The organism is Adlercreutzia sp. ZJ176, from assembly GCF_011038975.1.
Lineage (GTDB): Bacteria > Actinomycetota > Coriobacteriia > Coriobacteriales > Eggerthellaceae > CAAEEV01.
The window spans coordinates 166,673-184,843 of record NZ_JAAKEC010000003.1 but is presented as its reverse complement, the minus strand read 5'-3'; the positions used below and the strand labels follow the sequence as shown (position 1 = coordinate 184,843).

19 protein-coding genes are annotated in these 18,171 nt (G+C 66.7%); all 19 read left to right on the top strand.

The window, feature by feature from the left end:
- Positions 1–161 precede the first annotated feature (161 nt).
- The 19 genes from G7Y50_RS02655 to G7Y50_RS02565 all read left to right on the top strand — a co-directional run bounded on the left by G7Y50_RS02655 (position 162) and on the right by G7Y50_RS02565 (position 18,112).
- Positions 162–1,076, top strand: coding sequence for a hypothetical protein (locus G7Y50_RS02655; protein WP_165047930.1), 915 nt, complete (start codon positions 162–164; stop codon positions 1,074–1,076).
- A gap of 577 nt (positions 1,077–1,653) precedes the next feature.
- Positions 1,654–2,013, top strand: a complete 360-nt coding sequence (locus tag G7Y50_RS02650) for a hypothetical protein (protein ID WP_165047938.1) — start codon at positions 1,654–1,656, stop codon at positions 2,011–2,013.
- Positions 2,010–2,516 (top strand): PIN domain-containing protein, encoded by a 507-nt coding sequence (locus G7Y50_RS02645; RefSeq protein ID WP_165047946.1) that lies wholly within the window; start codon positions 2,010–2,012, stop codon positions 2,514–2,516. Before G7Y50_RS02650 ends, G7Y50_RS02645 begins: the two co-directional genes overlap by 4 nt.
- A gap of 111 nt (positions 2,517–2,627) precedes the next feature.
- Positions 2,628–3,977 carry a signal recognition particle-docking protein FtsY gene (gene ftsY, locus G7Y50_RS02640; RefSeq protein WP_241156404.1) on the top strand — a complete coding sequence of 450 codons (1,350 nt, stop codon included), beginning with the start codon at positions 2,628–2,630 and terminating at the stop codon, positions 3,975–3,977.
- Positions 3,968–4,498, top strand: a complete 531-nt coding sequence (locus G7Y50_RS02635; protein WP_241156405.1) for a GNAT family N-acetyltransferase — start codon at positions 3,968–3,970, stop codon at positions 4,496–4,498. Before ftsY ends, G7Y50_RS02635 begins: the two co-directional genes overlap by 10 nt.
- Before the next feature lie 3 nt (positions 4,499–4,501).
- Positions 4,502–5,062, top strand: a complete 561-nt coding sequence (locus G7Y50_RS02630; protein ID WP_165047955.1) for a carbonic anhydrase — start codon at positions 4,502–4,504, stop codon at positions 5,060–5,062.
- A 109-nt stretch (positions 5,063–5,171) separates the two neighbouring features.
- Positions 5,172–5,462 carry a hypothetical protein gene (locus G7Y50_RS02625; protein WP_165047966.1) on the top strand — a complete coding sequence of 97 codons (291 nt, stop codon included), beginning with the start codon at positions 5,172–5,174 and terminating at the stop codon, positions 5,460–5,462.
- 68 nt (positions 5,463–5,530) lie between these two features.
- Complete coding sequence (gene ffh / locus G7Y50_RS02620) at positions 5,531–6,937, top strand: signal recognition particle protein (protein WP_165047975.1); 1,407 nt, start codon at positions 5,531–5,533, stop codon at positions 6,935–6,937.
- Positions 6,938–7,062: 125 nt separating this feature from the next.
- Complete coding sequence (locus G7Y50_RS02615; RefSeq protein ID WP_165047982.1) at positions 7,063–8,049, top strand: hypothetical protein; 987 nt, start codon at positions 7,063–7,065, stop codon at positions 8,047–8,049.
- Positions 8,049–9,992 carry a protein kinase gene (locus G7Y50_RS02610; RefSeq protein ID WP_165048007.1) on the top strand — a complete coding sequence of 648 codons (1,944 nt, stop codon included), beginning with the start codon at positions 8,049–8,051 and terminating at the stop codon, positions 9,990–9,992. The genes G7Y50_RS02615 and G7Y50_RS02610 overlap by 1 nt, the downstream gene beginning before the upstream one ends.
- Entirely contained in the window at positions 9,989–10,993 is a 1,005-nt protein-coding gene (locus G7Y50_RS11885) for an FHA domain-containing protein (RefSeq protein WP_206214739.1), read from the top strand. The genes G7Y50_RS02610 and G7Y50_RS11885 overlap by 4 nt, the downstream gene beginning before the upstream one ends.
- Before the next feature lie 308 nt (positions 10,994–11,301).
- Positions 11,302–11,547, top strand: a complete 246-nt coding sequence (rpsP, locus tag G7Y50_RS02600; RefSeq protein WP_165048032.1) for a 30S ribosomal protein S16 — start codon at positions 11,302–11,304, stop codon at positions 11,545–11,547.
- 3 nt (positions 11,548–11,550) lie between these two features.
- The gene (locus G7Y50_RS02595) at positions 11,551–11,805 is read left to right on the top strand and encodes a KH domain-containing protein (RefSeq protein ID WP_165048042.1); all 255 of its coding nucleotides are present in this window, start codon (positions 11,551–11,553) and stop codon (positions 11,803–11,805) included.
- Positions 11,806–12,330 carry a ribosome maturation factor RimM gene (locus G7Y50_RS02590; protein WP_165048054.1) on the top strand — a complete coding sequence of 175 codons (525 nt, stop codon included), beginning with the start codon at positions 11,806–11,808 and terminating at the stop codon, positions 12,328–12,330.
- A gap of 11 nt (positions 12,331–12,341) precedes the next feature.
- Entirely contained in the window at positions 12,342–13,292 is a 951-nt protein-coding gene (trmD, locus tag G7Y50_RS02585) for a tRNA (guanosine(37)-N1)-methyltransferase TrmD (protein ID WP_165048084.1), read from the top strand.
- 99 nt (positions 13,293–13,391) lie between these two features.
- Complete coding sequence (gene lepB, locus G7Y50_RS02580) at positions 13,392–13,973, top strand: signal peptidase I (RefSeq protein ID WP_165048091.1); 582 nt, start codon at positions 13,392–13,394, stop codon at positions 13,971–13,973.
- 63 nt (positions 13,974–14,036) lie between these two features.
- A complete protein-coding gene (locus G7Y50_RS02575; RefSeq protein ID WP_165048096.1) occupies positions 14,037–14,981 on the top strand; it encodes a glycine--tRNA ligase subunit alpha in 945 nt (314 codons plus the stop codon).
- Positions 14,982–14,986: 5 nt separating this feature from the next.
- Positions 14,987–17,080 carry a glycine--tRNA ligase subunit beta gene (gene glyS / locus G7Y50_RS02570; protein WP_165048099.1) on the top strand — a complete coding sequence of 698 codons (2,094 nt, stop codon included), beginning with the start codon at positions 14,987–14,989 and terminating at the stop codon, positions 17,078–17,080.
- A gap of 141 nt (positions 17,081–17,221) precedes the next feature.
- The gene (locus tag G7Y50_RS02565) at positions 17,222–18,112 is read left to right on the top strand and encodes a pyruvate, water dikinase regulatory protein (protein WP_165048103.1); all 891 of its coding nucleotides are present in this window, start codon (positions 17,222–17,224) and stop codon (positions 18,110–18,112) included.
- Positions 18,113–18,171 lie beyond the last annotated feature (59 nt).

Genomic DNA, 18,171 nt, shown 5'->3' with positions numbered 1-18,171 from the left:
ATACGGTTTTCTCTTTGGTCTTTTTCTCCAATTTCCTCGCACGTTCGGGGAGCGAATAAGTAGGATGGTAGCAATGGGCACCATCGCACATAAAACACCAGAAAAGCGGTAACGATGAACGATAAGGCAGAAGTTGATACGAGTAGAACAGGCAATGCACGATGAGTGAATTTGTGCCATATGGTGCTTTGAGCGACGAGCAGCGCGAAATGGTTGACAGCGAGGATTATCTTGAGCGTTACAACGCTGCGCAACAAGGCTATGGACTGGAAAAGCTCGTGAATGATCGTAGCGATTATGTTCGTATTGCCGTTGCCGAACAAGGGTATGGACTCGATCAGCTTGTCGATGATGAGGACTGGCATGTTCGCGTGGTCGTCGCAAAACAAGGGTATGGACTCGAAAGGTTGATAACCGACGTTGAGGTTGATGTTCGCGTCGCTGTTGCCGAGCAAGGCTACGGGTTGGATGCGCTCGTCAACGATCCTGATTGGGAGGTTCGTGAAACCGTAGCCGAGCAAGGTTACGGCTTAGATAAACTGATGCATGATCCCGATGTGTTTGTTCGTGAGGCTGTTGCTCAACAAGGTTACGGCCTGAATCAGCTGGTTGAAGATCAAGATTGGCCGGTAAGAGCAGCTGTGGCGCGACAAGGGCATGGCTTTGATGTTCTCGTTAATGATTCTGAGCGGTGGGTTCGTGCCGTAGTGGCCGAGTACGGTTACGGGCTGGACCAACTTGTTAATGACTCCAACGCGGTTGTTCGCAGCGCCGTCGCGCAACAAGGCTACGGTCTCGACGTTCTGGTAAACGATCCCTTTTGGGGAGTCCGTGTAGCTGTTGCCGAGCAAGGATATGGCCTTGATGTATTGGTCAATGACCCCGAAGAGTGGGTACGCGGCGTAGTTGCCGAGCAAGGTTATGGGTTGGATGTGTTGGTTGACGATATCGACCGTGGTGTCTGCGAGACCGTTTCATCCTGTCTAAGGGACAATGACTACAAGTCGATCGAAGAGTGGATAGCCGCCAACCCCGATAAGTGTGCGTTATCCGAGAATCGCTTCCGAGCACGTTGAGCGACCGCGAGCTCTATGAGGAGGCGCTTGTCGAGCGCTCTGAGGAGCGCGGCCTCCTGTGAGCGTGAGGAGCATGAGCTATTTTGCAGGGGGTAGCTGAACAACCAAACGCTTGGTCCAGTGCAAAAGGTTGCTTTATCGCTTCATCCCTATGGACGTTCTTTTCTGGAGTAATTAGAATGAACCCATCAGCGCCCACCCAAGCCTCTCAACGATGCTGAAATGCGGTGGGCCTTCCTGCATTTGCGGAAAGAAACTCCAATGTCTGACAAGTCGTTCAGGACACTTGACGAGCTTTGCGAGATTCTCGTGAACGAGAGGGGCTTGGCGTGCGATAACGTCGAGTCCCTAAGGGCATCCTCTGCCCGGTTCAGAAGAAGTTAAAACCACGAAACGTCAGATTCGATCTCGCTAGTGCCTATTGTCAAGTGACCATGGCGAATCATTGCAGGCAAAAGATCGACGGCAATGTATCTGTGACAAGATCGGATCGCAACCTCCGTATTGCCTTGTATCAATAGAATGCTATACAATATAGCAAGCATCATGAACACGCTTGTGTCGAGGAGGTGCGCTGATGGAGGCAACTCAGCAGATGAACGTGCGCATTGGGGTTCAGCGAAAGCGCGACGGCGACGCGCGGCTAGCCTCCTTAGGGTTCACGCCGTCGAAGGCCGTACAGGGCTTCTATGATTTCCTGAGTCGCGAGGGCGTGCGAGACGCCGACGTTCGCACGGTCATCGAGCCGACGCCGCGTGACGGTGGGCGTGAAGAGCGCCTGCGCAAGCTCGATGACTTCCATGCCATGCAGCGGCAGGTGACGGCGTTCTACGCGGAACGTGGCATCACGCGTGACCCGCTTCCGAGCATGTTAGGTGACCGCGAGCTCTATGAGGAGGCGCTTGTCGACCGCTATGAGGAGAGGGGCCTTTTGTGAACGCGGGGGAGATGTCGCTTCTCCTTGATACCAACGTGTGGCTTGACTACTTCGACCCGTGGCGTACGTTCCATGAGGACGCCTTCGCTCTCATTGACTACGCATACGTGGAAGGGATTGGCCTTGCGTACTTCGCGGGCAGCCTGAAGGACGTCTACTACCTTGTGGGCTCCATCCATAAGCGACGCCTGAGGGCGGCGGGGAAGGAGGTGACGGGGTCCGAGGCACTCGCCTGTAACGAGATGGCATGGGGTGTCGTTGACGCCATTCGAGACCTCGCCATTCCCCTCCCGCTTGACCTGCGTACCGTTTGGCTCGCGCGCCAGCAGAAGACGCTCTTCTTCGATCTAGAGGACGGCCTGGTGGCAGCTGCGGCTGAGCTCGCGGGTATCGATTTCCTCGTGACCAACGACGTGAGGCTCGCTCGCACATCGACCGTCAAAGCCTACTCAAGTGCCGACATGCTCACCTACCTCAAGCTGCGCGCAGAGCGGGGAGCTTGACCTTTCCCTCGTGTTGGCGCCTTGTTTTTCGGCGGGGTGGGGGCTAACGTGCGCCTGATGGCATAGAATGGCATGGTGCAAGGTGCGACGTTGGCATGGAGGTAGTCTGCCATGGGTTTTTTCGACAAGATCAGCGAGGGGCTTTCGCGCTCCCGTGACAAGTTCAAGGAGTCGATGAACGTCCTGCTCGACCGCGGGCCGAACCTCGACGAGGATTTCTGGGAGACGCTCGAGGAGACGCTCATCCTCTCCGACATCGGCGGCTCAGCGGCCTTCGACATCGTGGAGCGGCTGCGCGACCAGGCCACGCGACTCGCGCTGCCTGACGCCTACGCGGTGCTCGACCTTCTGAACGACCAGATCAGCGCCACGTTTACGCCTGGCGGCGAGGAGATCCTCGGCGGCGGGCCCGCTCTTTTGCTGTTCGTGGGCATCAACGGCACGGGCAAGACCACCACGGTGGGCAAGATCGCCAAGGAGCAGACCGACGCGGGCCGCTCCGTCATCCTGGGCTCGGCCGACACCTTCCGCGCCGCGGCCATCGAGCAGCTCGAGGTGTGGGCGCGCCGCGCGGGCGTGGAGATGGTCACGCGCGAGCGCGGGAGCGACCCGGCGAGCGTGTGCTACGACACCATCGAGCGCGCCGAGGCGGCCGGCTCCGACCTCGTGCTCATCGACACGGCGGGCCGTCTGCACACCTCGGCCGACCTCATGCGCGAGCTCGAGAAGGTGGTGAACGTGGTGCGCAAGCGCTCCGAGCTGCCGGTGTACACGGTGCTCGTGATCGACGCCACCACGGGCCAGAACGGCCTGCAGCAGGCGCGCGAGTTCAACCGCGCGCTCGACCTTGACGCGCTCATCGTCACCAAGCTCGACGGCACGGCGAAGGGCGGCATCGCGCTCGCCGTGAGCCACGAGCTCGAGCTGCCCATCATCAAGATCGGCGTGGGCGAGGGGATCGACGATTTGCGCGACTTCGACGCGCATGCGTTCTCGAGCGCGCTCATCGGCGACTTCGACGAGCGTTACGAGGAGGATGCCGAGCCTGTCGGCGAGAACGCCAAGCAGGCGGCCATGACCGCCGGGGAGCGTCGCCGCGACGTGCTTGAGGGCGCGCCCGCGACGGCGGCGGCCGAAAAGCCTGCGGAGGTTGAGGAGGCCGAGGAGCCTGTGGAGGCCGAGGAACCCGCGGAGTCCGCGCCCGAAGCCGAGGCTGAGGTCGCGGAAGAGCTTGCGGAAGGGGTGGAGCCCGAAGCCGCGGAAGCCGCGGCGGAGTTCGAGCCCGAGCCTGCGGAGGCGGTCGCGTCGGCAGAGCCTGAATCCGATGACGCCGCGTTCACCGACGAGGAGCTGGCCGAGCTCGCCCTGGCGGCCGCCGACCCTGACGCCGACTCCGTCGCCGCCGAGCCCGCGCCCGTCGAGCAGCCGCGCAAGAAGCACTTCTGGGAGAAGTGGTTCTAGCCATGGAGGTGCGCGCCTACACGCCCGCCGACGTGGCGGCCATGGTCCCCATCTGGAACGAGGTCGTGCGCGACGGCCGGGCGTTCCCGCAGCTCGACGAGCTTGACGAACAGACCGGCGCGGCGTTCTTCGCCGCGCAGACCTACGCGGCGGTGGCCATTGACGAGGGGCGCGTCATCGGCCTGTACATCCTGCATCCCAACAACGTGGGGCGCTGCTCCCACGTGGCGAACGCGAGCTTCGCGGTGAGCAGCGCGGCGCGCGGCAGGGGAGCGGGCCGCGCGCTCGTGTCCGACGCGCTCGCGCACCTCGCTCCCTGCGGTTTTCGCGGCCTGCAGTTCAACGCGGTGGTGGCGAGCAACGCGCGCGCCATCCGCCTTTACGAGAGCCTTGGATTCACCCGTGTCGGCGCCATCCCCCGGGGCTTCCTCAACAAAGAGGGCGCCTACGAGGACATGCACATCTTCTACCACGAGGCCGCGGGCATCCCCTGCGCCTCACGCGACCGCGAGGAGGGCTGAGCCATGATCTCGGCAAGCGCCGCCATCGACCGTCTGAAACGGGGCAACCGCGACTTCCTGACGCTGCGGCAGCACAAGCTCGACACGTCGCTCGAGCGCATCACGGAGCTCTACGAGTACGGGCAGAGCCCGTACGCCATCGTGCTCACCTGCTCGGACTCGCGCGTGGTGCCCGAGCACATGTTCATGGCGAGCCTCGGTGACCTGTTCACCATTCGCGTGGCGGGCAACGTGGTGGGCCCCTCCGAGCTGGCGAGCGCGGTGTACGCGTGCGAGCACCTGCACGTGAAGCTCCTGCTCGTGCTCGGCCACACGCGCTGCGGCGCGGTGTCCGCGGCGATGGAGGGCGGCTGCGCCGGCGCGGTGGCGGCGATCACCGACAAGATCACCCAGGTCATCGGCGATACGACCGACCCCTACGAGGCCGTCGTGCGCAACGTGCGCGCGAGCATGGCGGCGCTCGGGTCCGACGAGGAGCTTGCGCGCCTCGCCGCGCATGACGGGCTTGAGATACGCGGCGCCGTCTACCACACCCACTCGGGCGAGGTTGACTTCCTCGACTAGCGCAGGCTCGCCTGCCCGCATCTGCGTGCCTGCGTCCCTGGCGCGCGTCCCGAAATCGTACTATAATGCAACACTAAGGAGAAGCACGCGACGAATCGGAGGTCATATCATGGCTAAGGAGAACAGCGTCATCGACTGGGAGGCATACGGCGTGCTGCTCAAGGCGTCGCGCCTGGCGAACGGCTACTCGCGCGGGCTGTCGCTCGTGAAGGCGGTGGAGGAGAAGACGGGCATGCGCATCTCGGAGCGCACCGTCTACGCGCTCGAGGACGCCTCGCGCGCCCCGTCAGCCGACATCTTCATCGCGTTGCAGCAGGTGCTGCCCGAGCTGCAGGACCCCGAGTTCCTGCGCCCCGTCTTCCGCAACAGCAACGTGAAGGTGGCCATCGTGAGCCTGTAGGCGCTCGCCTGGGGTATAATCGTTCGGCTAGCCGACATGCAAGCTCGTTTCAACAGGAGCAGAACACTATGCTTGAGAACCTCTCCGAGCGCCTCCAGGGCATCTTCTCGGGTCTGAAGTCGAAGGGCCGCCTCACCGAGGAGGACATCAACGCCGCCATGCGCGAGATCCGCCTCGCGCTTCTCGAAGCTGACGTCAACTTCAAAGTAGTCAAGGCGTTCGTCGCGCGCACCAAGGAGCGCTGCCTCGCCGCCGAGGTGCTCGACTCGCTCACCCCGGCGCAGAACGTGATCAAGGTGGTGCTCGACGAGCTCACCGAGCTTCTGGGCCGCACGGACTCGAAGCTCGTCATGGGCAGCCGCATCCCCAACGTCATCATGCTCGTGGGCCTGCAGGGCTCGGGCAAGACCACCGCGGCCGCCAAGCTCGCCTACCGCCTGAAGCAGGAGAACCACGTGCCCCTGCTCGTGGCCTGCGACGTGTACCGCCCCGCTGCGGCCGACCAGCTGGCCACGCTCGCCGGCGAGATCGGCGTGCGCGTGTACCGCGGCGACGGCGTGGACCCGGTGCGCATCGCGCAGGAGGGCGTGCGCGACGCCATCGACTCGCTGCGCGACGTGGTCATCATCGACACGGCGGGTCGCCTGCACGTCGACGAGGACATGATGGCCGAGGCCGAGGCCATCCGCGACGCCGTCAAGCCCGACCAGATCCTCATGGTGGTCGACGCCATGACCGGCCAGGATGTGGTGAACGTGGTCGAGGCGTTTGCGAGCCGCGTGGACTTCGACGGCGTCATCATGTCGAAGATGGACGGCGACGCCCGCGGCGGCGGCGCGCTGTCCATCCGCGAGGTCACGGGCAAGCCCATCAAGTTCATCTCCTCGGGCGAGAAGCCCGACTCGCTCGAGGTGTTCCACCCCGACCGCATGGCCAAGCGCATCCTCGGCATGGGCGACGTGGTGTCGCTCATCGAGAGCGCCGTGAAGGTGCAGCAGGAGGAGGCCGAGGCCGTCGAAGCCGAGCGCATGGCGAAGGGCCAGCTCACGCTCGACGACTTCATCACCATGAACCGCCAGGTGCACAAGATGGGCGGCATCGCCAAGCTCATCAGCGCGCTGCCCGGCGGCGACAAGGCGCTCGGGAGCGGGCAGGTGGACGAGGGGGCGCTCGACGCCATGGAGATCATCATCAACTCCATGACGAAGGAGGAGCGCGCCAAGCCCGAGGTCCTCAACGGCAGCCGCCGCGCGCGCATCGCGAAGGGCGCGGGCGTCACGGTGACCGACGTGAACCAGCTCGTCAAGAAGTTCAACGAGACCAAGAAGATGATGAAGAAGATGATGGGCACCGTCGAGCAGCAGCAGAAGCGCAAGGGCAAGCGCGGCAAGTCGCGCCGCGGCCGCGCGCTTCCCGGCATGGGCGGCATGTCGATGGGGGACCTGAAGAAGCTGCAGCAGATGATGGACCAGTAAGTTATGTCTGCCATTTGTCCAAGCGCAGGCTGAGCCTGCCTCAGGCGGATGTTTGCTATACTGGGTGAGCACGTGATGGCTCGCGCCGCGTCGTGGCGTTTGTCGGAGGAGGAAGATTTCGCTTAATGGCTCGTCGGGAAAAACCGTTTCGCTTCTGGTCGGTAGCGGGCGGCAGCTTCCGCCGAGCGCACGTTCCGCGCGCGGCCGCGGGCGTCTGCGCGTTCTCCTTTGCGCTCATGCTGTTCGGGCTGGCGGCTTACTTCGCCGCGGTGCCCGGCCTCGCGGCGCAGAGTCCGCTTGTGCAGCGCTACCTGCACGAAGAGGGCGCGTCTGCCGCCCAAGGCGCGTCTGCTGACGCCGATCAGGACGGCGCTTGGGGAGAGTCGCGGGCCGAGGAAAACCTCGACGGCTCGGAGGGATCGGCTGCCGGGGCGGCCGATGCTCGGCTGGGCGCATCGCGCGTGGTCGTCGCGGCAGCAGACATGCTGGCTGATGTCGCTGCTCGGGGCTCCGATGGGGCCGCCGCTGCGGGTGGGCAGTCGACGACGTCGGGAGGCTCCGCTCCCTCTGACGTCGCTTCGCAAGGGTCGGCGCCGCCTTCGTCTTCCCAATCTGCTCCCGAGCCTGAGACTGACGGCCTCGACGAGGCTGCCGAGGCGCGCATCTGCGCCGAGCTCCGCTATTGCTATGACGAGCTTGACGGCTATGCCTCCCAGGTCTACCAGTTCATCGCAGATTTCAACCGCCTGAGCAAGACCGGGTCGCAGGAGCAGCGGATCGCGCAGGCGCAGCGGGTCTATGATTTTCTCTACACGGTCCAGGTTGCTGACGTGGCGGCGATCGACCGGGTTGGCGCGGCGGCGAATCCGTCCGATCCGGGCATGCCCGTAACATCGCGCTATATCGACAACTATAACAAGCTCTCGTATTCGTACGGGCGCTTGACAGAGGCGCTCTACCAGCTTGATGCCGCGTGGACCAGCAACGTCGCCCTCGAAGACCCCACCGTCGACGTCGCCTACTGGTCGGGCAAGATGCCGGTGAATCCGAGCACGGGCAAGGTGATCAAGATGGAGGAGTACGAGGCGACGCGGAAGGGCGGTCGCCCGTGATGCTCCCGTCGGAAGGCCTGCCGGCGGCCTCCTCGACCGAGGGAGGGGCTGTGGCGGGCGAAGCCTCCCTCGCGGGTGCGCGCCTCATGCGCGTCGAGGGATTCGAGGCCGCCGTCGCCTTGGCGGCGGGGGAGCGTGACGACTACGCGCGCAGGTTCTCCATACTGCTCGTCGACGAGGGCTCCACGCGACGCGGCGGCATCGGGGAGGTGTCGCGCGCCATGAGCGCGCGCGGCGAGCGCGTGGCCGTGAAGCGCCTGCGTCTCGGCGACGCGCAGGCGGACGAGGGCCTTGCGGCTGCCCTTGTCGCGGCGTTTCAGGCGGAATACGAGACCCATCGGCACCTCTCGGGCCTGAGGGGCTTTCCGCGGCTGTTCGGCCGCGGCTCTTGCGAGGGCGATCCTGTCGTGGTCATGGAGTGGATCGAGGGAGTCACCCTCGAGGAAGCCGCGCGCGCCCTCGCCGTCGACGAGGAGGGGAGGCTGTCCCCCTTGACGGCGGCGCGCATCGGCCGTGATCTGTTCGATCTGCTGGTGTGCATGGGGTGCCTTGACGCGAGCGTGGTTCACCGCGACGTGTCGCTGCGCAACGTGATGGTGGACACCTCGCGCCTTTCTCTGGCCGATCAGGTTGAGGAGGGCTCCTTCGAGCTGCGTCTGATCGACTTCGGGTCTGCCGTGGCGTCCTGCGGGGAAAGCCCCTCGATCACGTCGCGTTTCGGCAGCAGGCGCCACGCGACGGCCGACTTCGCGTCACCGGAGATGCTCACCGACGACATAGCCTCGGTCGAGCGGCTGCGCCAGTCCGCGGCCGTCGACGTGTATGCGGCGGCAAGCGTGCTGTACGCGCTGCTCGAGGGGCACCCTCCCTACGATCTGGGCATCGCGTCGAGGTGCCAGCGCGTCGGAGGATCGGCCTACCGCCTCAAGACCGAGTTCGCTCCCGCGCCGCCGGCGGGCGCCCACGCGAGTGCGGCTGATGTCGTGGCGGTGCTGTCATGCGAGCCCGAGGTGGCCGTGGCGGCGGGCCGCGGCGCAGCCGACGCTGACGTCGTGCCGACGGCCTCCGGCTTGCGTCTGGCCTTGTCGCGCGTGGATGACCTGCTTGCCGAGCCCGTTCTGGCGTGCCTGCGCGCGGATCAGCGCGAGCGCCCGACGGCGTCTGAGATGCAGCAGATGCTCGCAGACTTCTGCGACGGCTATGCGGCGAACGTCGGTCGCGCTCTGCGCGGCGAGCCGCTGGCGACGCATCCCCTCAGCGAGCGTGCCGAGCGCCAGGCGGCGCGCAAGCGCACGCTGCGGCGCCTCGCTCGCGTCGGCGTGCGTGCCGTCTGCGCGGCGGCGTGTGTGGCGGTGGCGGTGAGCGCGGGCGTGCTTTCCGACGGCATGTCCGTCGCCTTTCCCGCGGGGACGCCGCTGTGGTCGGGGTGCCTTCCCGGCGCAGTCGTCGCGACTGCTCTGCTGCTCCCCGGGGTCGTGGGGCTGGCTGCGCGGTGGACCGACGTGTCGGGGTCGGAGGGGTTCGCTCGGGCGGCAGCCGGTGACGTCCTCGCAGCAGCCTTCCTAGGCGTGAGCCTGTTCGTGGCCTCATGGCCCTCGCAGGACATCCCGGCCTATCTCGCTTTGGCGTTTGTTCCTGCTGCGTCCGCGCCGCTGTGCGCGTTTGCAGTCGACCGCATGGTTCCCGCCGGCTCCGACAGGGCGAAGAAGCCCGCGGGGGACAGCTCTCGTCCGACCCTCCCGTGGGGAGCCTCTGAGGGCGTGCTTACGTCCTTGGGGCTGGCTTCCGCCGCGGACGCGCCGGCCTTTGAGCTGTCGGCTGCGCAGGCTGACGACGGGCCTTCGGCTGCCCTGCTCGTCACCTCGGACCCAGGTGGCGCGGCTGCGGGCCAAGGAGTTGGCGAAGGCGACGTTGCCTATGAGTGTCCGGAGGAAGTTTCATGACGACAGGTACCCCCATCTCGGTTTTGTTCTCCCTCATGAAGAAGCAGGGGGGGATCAGCAACAAGGAGCTGGCGGGCCTGATCCTCTCGGGACGTCCTCTCTCGGACGGGCGCAGCGCCAAGAGCCGCATCGACGACCGTACGTGGGTCTCGCGCTTTCTGGTGCATGCTGCGGCAGATGACCTGTCCGACCAGTACTTCTGCGACTACGCGGTGGGCGCCCTGCGCATCGTGGCGCGCATGAAGTCGCGGGGGAGGCGGACCCTCTCGGGCTCTCAGGTGCTTGAGATCGTATGCGGGCCCGATGGGCGCGCCATGGACGACGCGCTGCGGGCGTGCGGGCGGGATCCAACGCTGTATCGCAACATGCTCGAGCGCATCGTGGGCGAGAACGCGCTGTGCGTTGACGAGCGCGCGGAGGCCGCCATGGTGCTGCTCGTGACGGCGGCGTGCACGGCCGACGTGCGGCGCGCCGTTGACCATGCGCAGCAGTTCGTTCAGACGACGTACGGCGGCGGACTCTCCACGCCGCGCATGGCTTTAGCCTCGCAGGGTGAGGGAGAAGCTTCGGCGCGGGGCGAAGACGAGGCGGCAACCGCTCCTGCGCCCGTGCTCGGCCTGCTGCGCGTGAAGGACGGCCTCGTCGTCGGCGCGCCGCATTGGCTCAGCTCTGCGCCCGAGGGCAGCGAGGTGGGCGCGCTGGCCTTGTCCGACGGTGCGGTGAACGAGGTGGAAGCAGACGTATCGGCTCGTCATGCACGCATCTGGCGCAGCGGGGAGGACGTCTGGTACGTGGAGGACCTGGGCTCGCGCAACGGCACGGTGCTCGTGAGCGGGCTTTCCGGCGATCGCGTGGAAGTGAGGCCGCCATGCGAGGGTTGCGGCTCGGCGGCGTCGGCGGTTGGCCAGATGTCGGCGCCCGTTCCCGTACGCCCTGGCGACCAGCTCCGGTTCGGAGCCTCTACGACCTTCATAGTGATAGAGGGCATGCCGAGCAGCTGACCTTTCCGAACATCCGGATCGCGTCCTGCGCAGAGGAAGGGACCGTCGGTGAAAGCGAGGCCTCAGGGACGATCAGCGGGGCCGCTTCTGCGTCAAGAAGGAGCGCCAAGTCCGAGGAGGGGCGCGTCCGTTGACGCAAGTTGCGGCTCGGTTTGTGCTCGTGGGGTGGTCGGACGGTCAATTTGCCACAGCTCTCTTGCAAAATGTTCGTGTGAGCCGTAGAATAAACAATTGCTGTTTTCGCTGTGCTGCGTGAGCAGTGCATGCCTATATCGAATGAGAGTATTTTTTAGAAGGAGTCACACTTCATGGCTGTTAAGATTCGCCTCGCTCGCCATGGCGCCAAGAAGCGCCCGTACTACCGCATCGTCGTCGCCGACTCGCGCGCCCCGCGCGACGGCAAGTTCATCGACGAGGTGGGCCGCTACAACCCGCTGACCGAGCCTGCCACGGTGAAGTTCGACATGGAGAAGGTTGAGAAGTGGATCGCCAACGGCGCTCAGCCCACTGACACCGTCGCTCGTCTGCTCAAGGGCGCGCGCGAGGACGCGTAAGCCATGTCTGAGCTGACAGAGGATCTCGCGGGCTTGGTGGACGCGGTCGTCCGCCCCTTGATCGAGTTCGAGGAGGACCTCGAGATCACTGCCGACGAGGCTGAGGACGGCGCCATCGTCGTTGAGATTCGCGTCAACGAGGAGGATGCCGGCAAAGTCATCGGCCGTCAGGGCCGTGTCATCAAGGCTGTTCGCACGCTCGCCCGCGCTGCCGCGTCGCGCTCGGGCGCTCCCGTCGAAGTGGAGCTCATCGACTAGATGCGCAGCTGGATTGATGTCGCCACGTTGGCGCATACGAAAAACCTGAACGGAGGGCTCGTCGCACGTGCTGCGTCGGGCCTTCCTCTTTTGCTGTCCGAGGGCGCGCGCGTCGCCTTGGTGCCGCCGGTCCTCGACGCCCCGCGCGACGTGACCGTCGCGCGCATCTCACCGCGCTCCGAGGGCGAGGCGCTCGTGTTCTTCGAGGAGGTCGAGACCGCCGACGTGGCCGAGCTGCTCGTGGGCTGCCACTGCCTCATGCGCCGCGACGAGGTTGACCTCCCTTCGCCTGACGCCGCGTCCGACCTGCCCTCGTGGGAGGGGTGGAGCGTGCATGACGTGCGCGCGGGGCGCGTGGGCGAGGTCGAGGCCGTGGAGGACCGCCCGCTGCAGCCTTTGCTCGTGGTGGCGCGCGCGGGCGGCTCGCCCGCGCTCGTGCCGCTCGTGGAGGAGTTCGTCGTGCGCATCGATGAGGACGCGCGCCGCATCGAGCTCGACTGTCCGGCCGGCCTGCTCGACCTGTGAGGAGGCCGCCTGTGATCATCGAGACGCTCTCCACGTTTCCCCGCATGTACGACTCGGTCATGGGGTCGTCGATGATGAAGCGCGCCCAGGACAAGGGGATCATCGCGTTTCACGCGCATGACCTGCGCGACTGGACCCACGACCGGCACCGCACCACCGACGACGACCCCTACGGCGGCGGCGCCGGCCTCGTGATGAAGTGCGAGCCCATCTTCGAAGCCTACGAGGACATAGTCGGCGCAAGTGCTTTCGCCCCTGTTTCCGCCGCCCTGCTCCACGAGCGGGGGAATGCTCAGTCGCTCAGACAGTCCTGCTCGCGCGAAAGCGCCACAGGCGCTTTCGGCTCGTGCGGAACTCGCTTGGTGAGCACACCCCCGCCCGCGGAGCAGGGCTGCTCTGCCGTTGCTTGCGGGGAGGGCTCCCCTGAGCGCGCCGACGCCCCCGGGCATGCAAGGCCTACCGTCATCTTCCTTGCCCCGCAGGGCCGCCCCTTCGACGACGCGTACGCCTCCGAGCTGGCGCAGCGCGAGCGGCTGCTGTTCATCTGCGGGCACTACGAGGGCATCGACGAGCGCGCCTACGTCCTTGCCGACGAGGTCATATCGCTCGGCGACTACGTGCTCACCTCCGGCGAGCTCGCCTCCATGGTGGTGATCGACGCGGTGGTGCGCAAGCTGCCCGGCGTGCTCGGCGCCCCCGACGGCCCCGTCGACGAGTCGTTCACGAGCGGTCTTCTGGAGTACCCCCAGTACACGCGCCCGGCGAGCTTCCGCGGGCAGGAGGTGCCGGCCGTGCTCCTCTCGGGGGACCACGGCGCGGTGGCGCGCTGGCGGCGGAACATGAGCCTCGAGCGCACGGCGCGGTGGCGCCCCGACTTGCTCGAGGAGGCCGAGCGCGCGGGCAACCTTACGCCCGCTGATCGGGAATTTCTGGAGACTTTAGCAGGTGAGCAGGGGAGTTAGGCCCGAAGCGCTATCATAAGCGATTACTGCAACCTGTCGACTCCACGCGTTTGCGCCTGCGGCGCGGCGCGTTTTTCTGAAAGGGGAGCTTGAGCCCACATGTACTCCGGTCAACACGCTGACGCGCACAAGCCGAGCATCGGACGCCGACTCGTGTCCCTGCTGGGCATGGTCGCCCTGATCGTCGCGTTGTCGTGGGGCCTGCGCACGTACGTGTTCCAAGCCTACGAGATCCCGTCGGGCTCCATGGAGGAGACCATCATGACCGGCGACATGGTGTTCTCCGAGAAGGTCAGCTACTACCTCGGCGAGCCCGAGCGCGGCGACATCGTCACCTTCGCCGACCCCGAGATCCCCTCGCGCGTCCTCATCAAGCGCGTGATCGCCACCGCGGGCGAGACGGTCGAGCTCATCGACGGGCGCGTGGTGGTCGACGGCGTGGCGCTCGTGGAGCCCTACACGCGCAACCTCCCCTCCTACCCGCTCACCCCGGCCTACGGCGAGGACGTCACCTACCCCTACACCGTGGGGGAGGGCGAGCTGTGGGTCATGGGCGACAACCGCACGAACTCGCAGGACTCGCGCTACTTCGGCGCGATCGACGCTTCCACGGTCACCGGCAAGGCAGTGCTCACGTACTGGCCGCTCAGCCGGTTCGGCCTGCTCTCGTCCGAGGGCTGACGCAAGGAGACAGGCGCGGCCACTGCGCGCGAAGTGGCACACGTGACATATTCGAGGAGAGCCATGTCAACGGAAACAACGGGCGGAGCCGGCGCAGCCGCGCAGGGCATGCCGCCGACGTTCCAGGACGTCATCATGAACCTGCAGCGCTACTGGGCCGACCAGGGCTGCGTCGTGCTGCAGCCCTACGACAACGAGGTGGGCGCGGGCACGTTCCACACCGCCACCACCCTGCGCTCGCTCGGCCCGGGCACGTGGCGCACCGCCTACGTGCAGCCGTCGCGCCGCCCCACCGACGGCCGCTACGGCGAGAACCCCAACCGCCTGCAGCACTACTACCAGTTCCAGGTCATCATGAAGCCCTCGCCCGACAACGTGCAGGAGCTCTACCTCAACTCCCTGCGCGCCATCGGCATCAACGTCGAGGAGCATGACGTGCGCTTCGTCGAGGACGACTGGGAGAGCCCGACGCTCGGCGCCTGGGGCCTGGGCTGGGAGGTCTGGATCGACGGCATGGAGTGCACGCAGTTCACCTATTTCCAGCAGGTGGGCGGCTTCGAGTGCCGGCCCGTGCCGGCTGAGATCACCTACGGCCTCGAGCGCCTGACCATGTACATCCAGGGCGTCGACTCGGTGTACGACATCGTGTGGAGCCGCGGCGACGACGGTCGTGTGTTCACCTACGGCGACGTATTCTTGGAGAACGAGCGCGAGTTCTCGGCCTACAACTTCGAGGTGGCCGACACCGAGCTCCTCTTCGGCGAGTTCGACCGCTACGAGGCGGAGTGCAACCGCGTGCTCGAGCAGGGCCTGCCGCTCCCGGCCTACGACTACGTGCTCAAGTGCAGCCACGCGTTCAACCTGCTCGACGCCCGCGGCGTCATCTCGGCGACCGAGCGCATGGGCTACATCCTGCGCGTGCGCACCATCGCGAAGGCGTGCTGCGCGAGCTACCTGGAGCATGTGGCGGGCGCGGCGCCGGCTGCCGAAGACGAGAAGGAGGCATAGGGGAGATGGCGAACAAGACGCTTGCTTTCGAGATCGGCACCGAGGAGCTGCCGGCGTTTGACCTGCACGCGGTCACGGGGAAGCTTGAGGGCCTCTTCCGCGCCGCGCTCGACGCCGAGGGCATCCCCGCGGGTGAGGTTGAGGTGTACACCACGCCGCGGCGCCTCGCGGTGGTGGCGCACGACGTGCCCGCGCGCACCGAGGCCACCGAGGAGGTGTTCCGCGGCCCCGCGGCAAAGATCGCGTTCGACGCGGAGGGCAACCCCACCAAGGCCGCCCTCGGGTTCGCGCGCGGCAAGGGCGTTGACGCGTCGAGCCTCGAGCTGCGCGACGAGAACGGCACCCAGTACGTGTACGCCGTGAAGAGCACGCCCGAGCGCGACGTGGTCGAGCTGCTCCCGGCGGTGCTCGAGGGCGTGATCGGTGCCATCTCGTGGCCCAAGACCCAGCGCTGGGGGAGCCGCTCCGAGCAGTTCAGCCGCCCGGTGCGCTGGCTTCTGGCGCTGTTCGGCGAGGACGTGGTGCCGGTCGAGTGGGCGGGCCTCGCCGCCGACCGCCTGACGCGCGGCCATCGCTTCCTGGCCCCCGGCCCGCATGAGGTCGCGTGCGCCGACGAGTACGCAGACGTGCTGCGCGGCGCCTTCGTGGTGCCGAGCGAGGACGCGCGCGAGGCCATCATCCGCGAGCAGGTGCGCGCCGCCGAGGCGGCAACCGGCCTGGTCGCCGAGCTCCCGGCCAAGATCATGGAGGAGGTCGTGAACCTCGCCGAGTACCCCACCGTCATGGTCGGCACCTTCGACGAGCTGTTCCTGGCCGTGCCCAAGGAGATCACCGTCGACGCCATGCTCGTGCACCAGCGCTACTTCCCGCTGTTCAACGCCGACGGCACGCTCGCCAACAAGTTCCTCATCACGTCCAACGGCGACCCGGCCTTCGAGGCCAACATCGTCGACGGCAACGAGCGCGTGGTGGCCGCCCGCCTCTACGACGCGAAGTTCTTCTACGACGAGGACTGCAAGCGCCCGCTCGCCGACTACGTGGAGCGCCTCGACGAGGTGGTGTTCCAGGAGAGCCTCGGCACCATGCGCGCGAAGGCCGACCGCATCGCGCGCGTGGCCGCCCACCTCGCCGCCGACGCGCAGCTGCCTGCCGCCGACGCCGCCGACGCGGAGCGCGCGGCGCTTCTGTGCAAGGCCGACCTGGTCACGGGCGCGGTGGTGGAGTTCACCAGCGTGCAGGGCGTCATGGGCTACTACTACGCGCTCGCCTCGGGCGAGGGCGAGCAGGTGGCGTGCGCCATCGGCGACCACTACCGCCCGCGCTTCTCGGGCGACGAGCCCCCCGCGTCGCTCGTGGGCAAGGTGGTGGCCACGGCCGACAAGCTCGACACCATCTGCGGCCTGTTCGCCGCAGGCCAGGGCCCCACGGGCTCGTCCGACCCGTTCGCCCTGCGCCGCAGCGCGCTCGGCATCATGACCATGCTGCTCGCTGAGGAGGGCGCGCTCGAGGCGTCGCTGCTCTCCGCCATCGACGCGTCGCTTGCGGCCTACGCCGAGGCGGGCCTTGCGTTCGACCGCGCGGCCGTGCGCGCCGAGGTGGTGGACTTCTTCGTCACGCGCACGAAGGTCATGCTGCGCGACGCCGGCATGGGCGCCGACGCCGTTGACGCCGTGCTCGCCGCGGGCGTGCAGGAGCCGGTGGAGTTCGTGAGGCGCGTGCGCGCGCTCGAGGTGGCGCGCCGCGCCGAGCGCGAGACGTTCGACGACCTGGCCACGGCCTTCGCCCGCGCGAACAACCTGCGCGACGAGGCGCTCGGCGCCGACGTCGACGCCGGCTTGCTCGCCGACGCCGCCGAGCGCGAGCTTGTGGGCGCCGTCGAGGCGGCCGAGGGCGCCTGCGCCGCGGCGCTTGCGGCCGACGACTACGCCGCCGCCCTGCGCGCGCTCGCCGCGCTGCGGGCGCCCGTCGATCGCTTCTTCGAGGACGTCATGGTCATGGCCGACGACGAGGCGCTGCGCGCGAACCGCCTGCGCCTGCTCAACCGCTTCGTGGGCGTGTTCGCCCACGTGGCCGACTTCGGCCTCATGGCCAAGAAGTAGCCCGCACCGCCCGCCCCCGGCCGCGTCCGGGGGCGGGCCCCTCTTCGCTTGCCGCCTGCCCGCTCGTTCGCCTGCCTGCCCGTTCATCCGCTTACCCGCCTGCTTGCCGTCATTGCTGGACCTGTGAGATCGGAGCCTCTCATGGAGAACCACAGCCCCAAGGAGCGCGCCGCGCGCATCCCCACCATCCACATCATCTCCGACTCGGTGGGCGCGACCGCCCAGGCGGTGGCGCGCGCCGCCGCCGCGCAGTTCGGCGTCATGAATCCCAAGATCGAGACGCTGTCGAAGGTGAAGACCTGCGAGGAGATCAGCGACTTCCTCGACGAGCACGTGCACTACCACATCGACGACCTCGGCAACGACGAGATGCTCGTGTTCTACACGCTCGTGAGCAACGACGTGCGTCGCGGCATGCTCGCGTATTTGGAGGAGCACCCCAACATCGTGGCGGTCGACCTCATGACGGGCGCGGTCGGCGCGATCGCGCGCATGAGCGGCCTCAAGCCCGCCTCCAAGCCGGGCTCGCTGCGCGTGGCCGACCCGCACTACTTCCGCCGCATCGAGGCCATCGAGTTCACCATCGAGCATGACGACGGGCGCAACCCCCAGGACCTCACGGAGGCCGATATCGTGCTCATCGGCGTGTCGCGCTCGTCGAAGACGCCGCTGTCGATCTACCTCTCGCAGCAGGGCTACAAGGTGGCGAACATCCCGCTCGACCCGTCCACCACCCCGCCGCGCGAGATCTACGACGTCGACCGCACGCGGCTGTTCGGGCTCATGACCACGGCCGAGGTGCTCGTCGACATCCGCCAGCGCCGGCTCGGCACGGGCAAGGCGAGCCTCGTGGCGGGCCGCTACGCCGAGCTCGAGTACGTCTTCGAGGACCTCGACCGCGCCCGCGCCCTCATGCGGCAGCTCGGCTGCATTATCGTACACACCGAAAAACGCGCCGTTGAGGAGACCGCTCAGGAAATTTTACGGTACTACGAGCGCTCGCACCCCCCGCTAACTGGTACTATTGACTAGGACTCGTTTACCGGGTCTGGATTTCCAATGCGCGCTCCCGGCCGGGAGGTGGGGCGCGC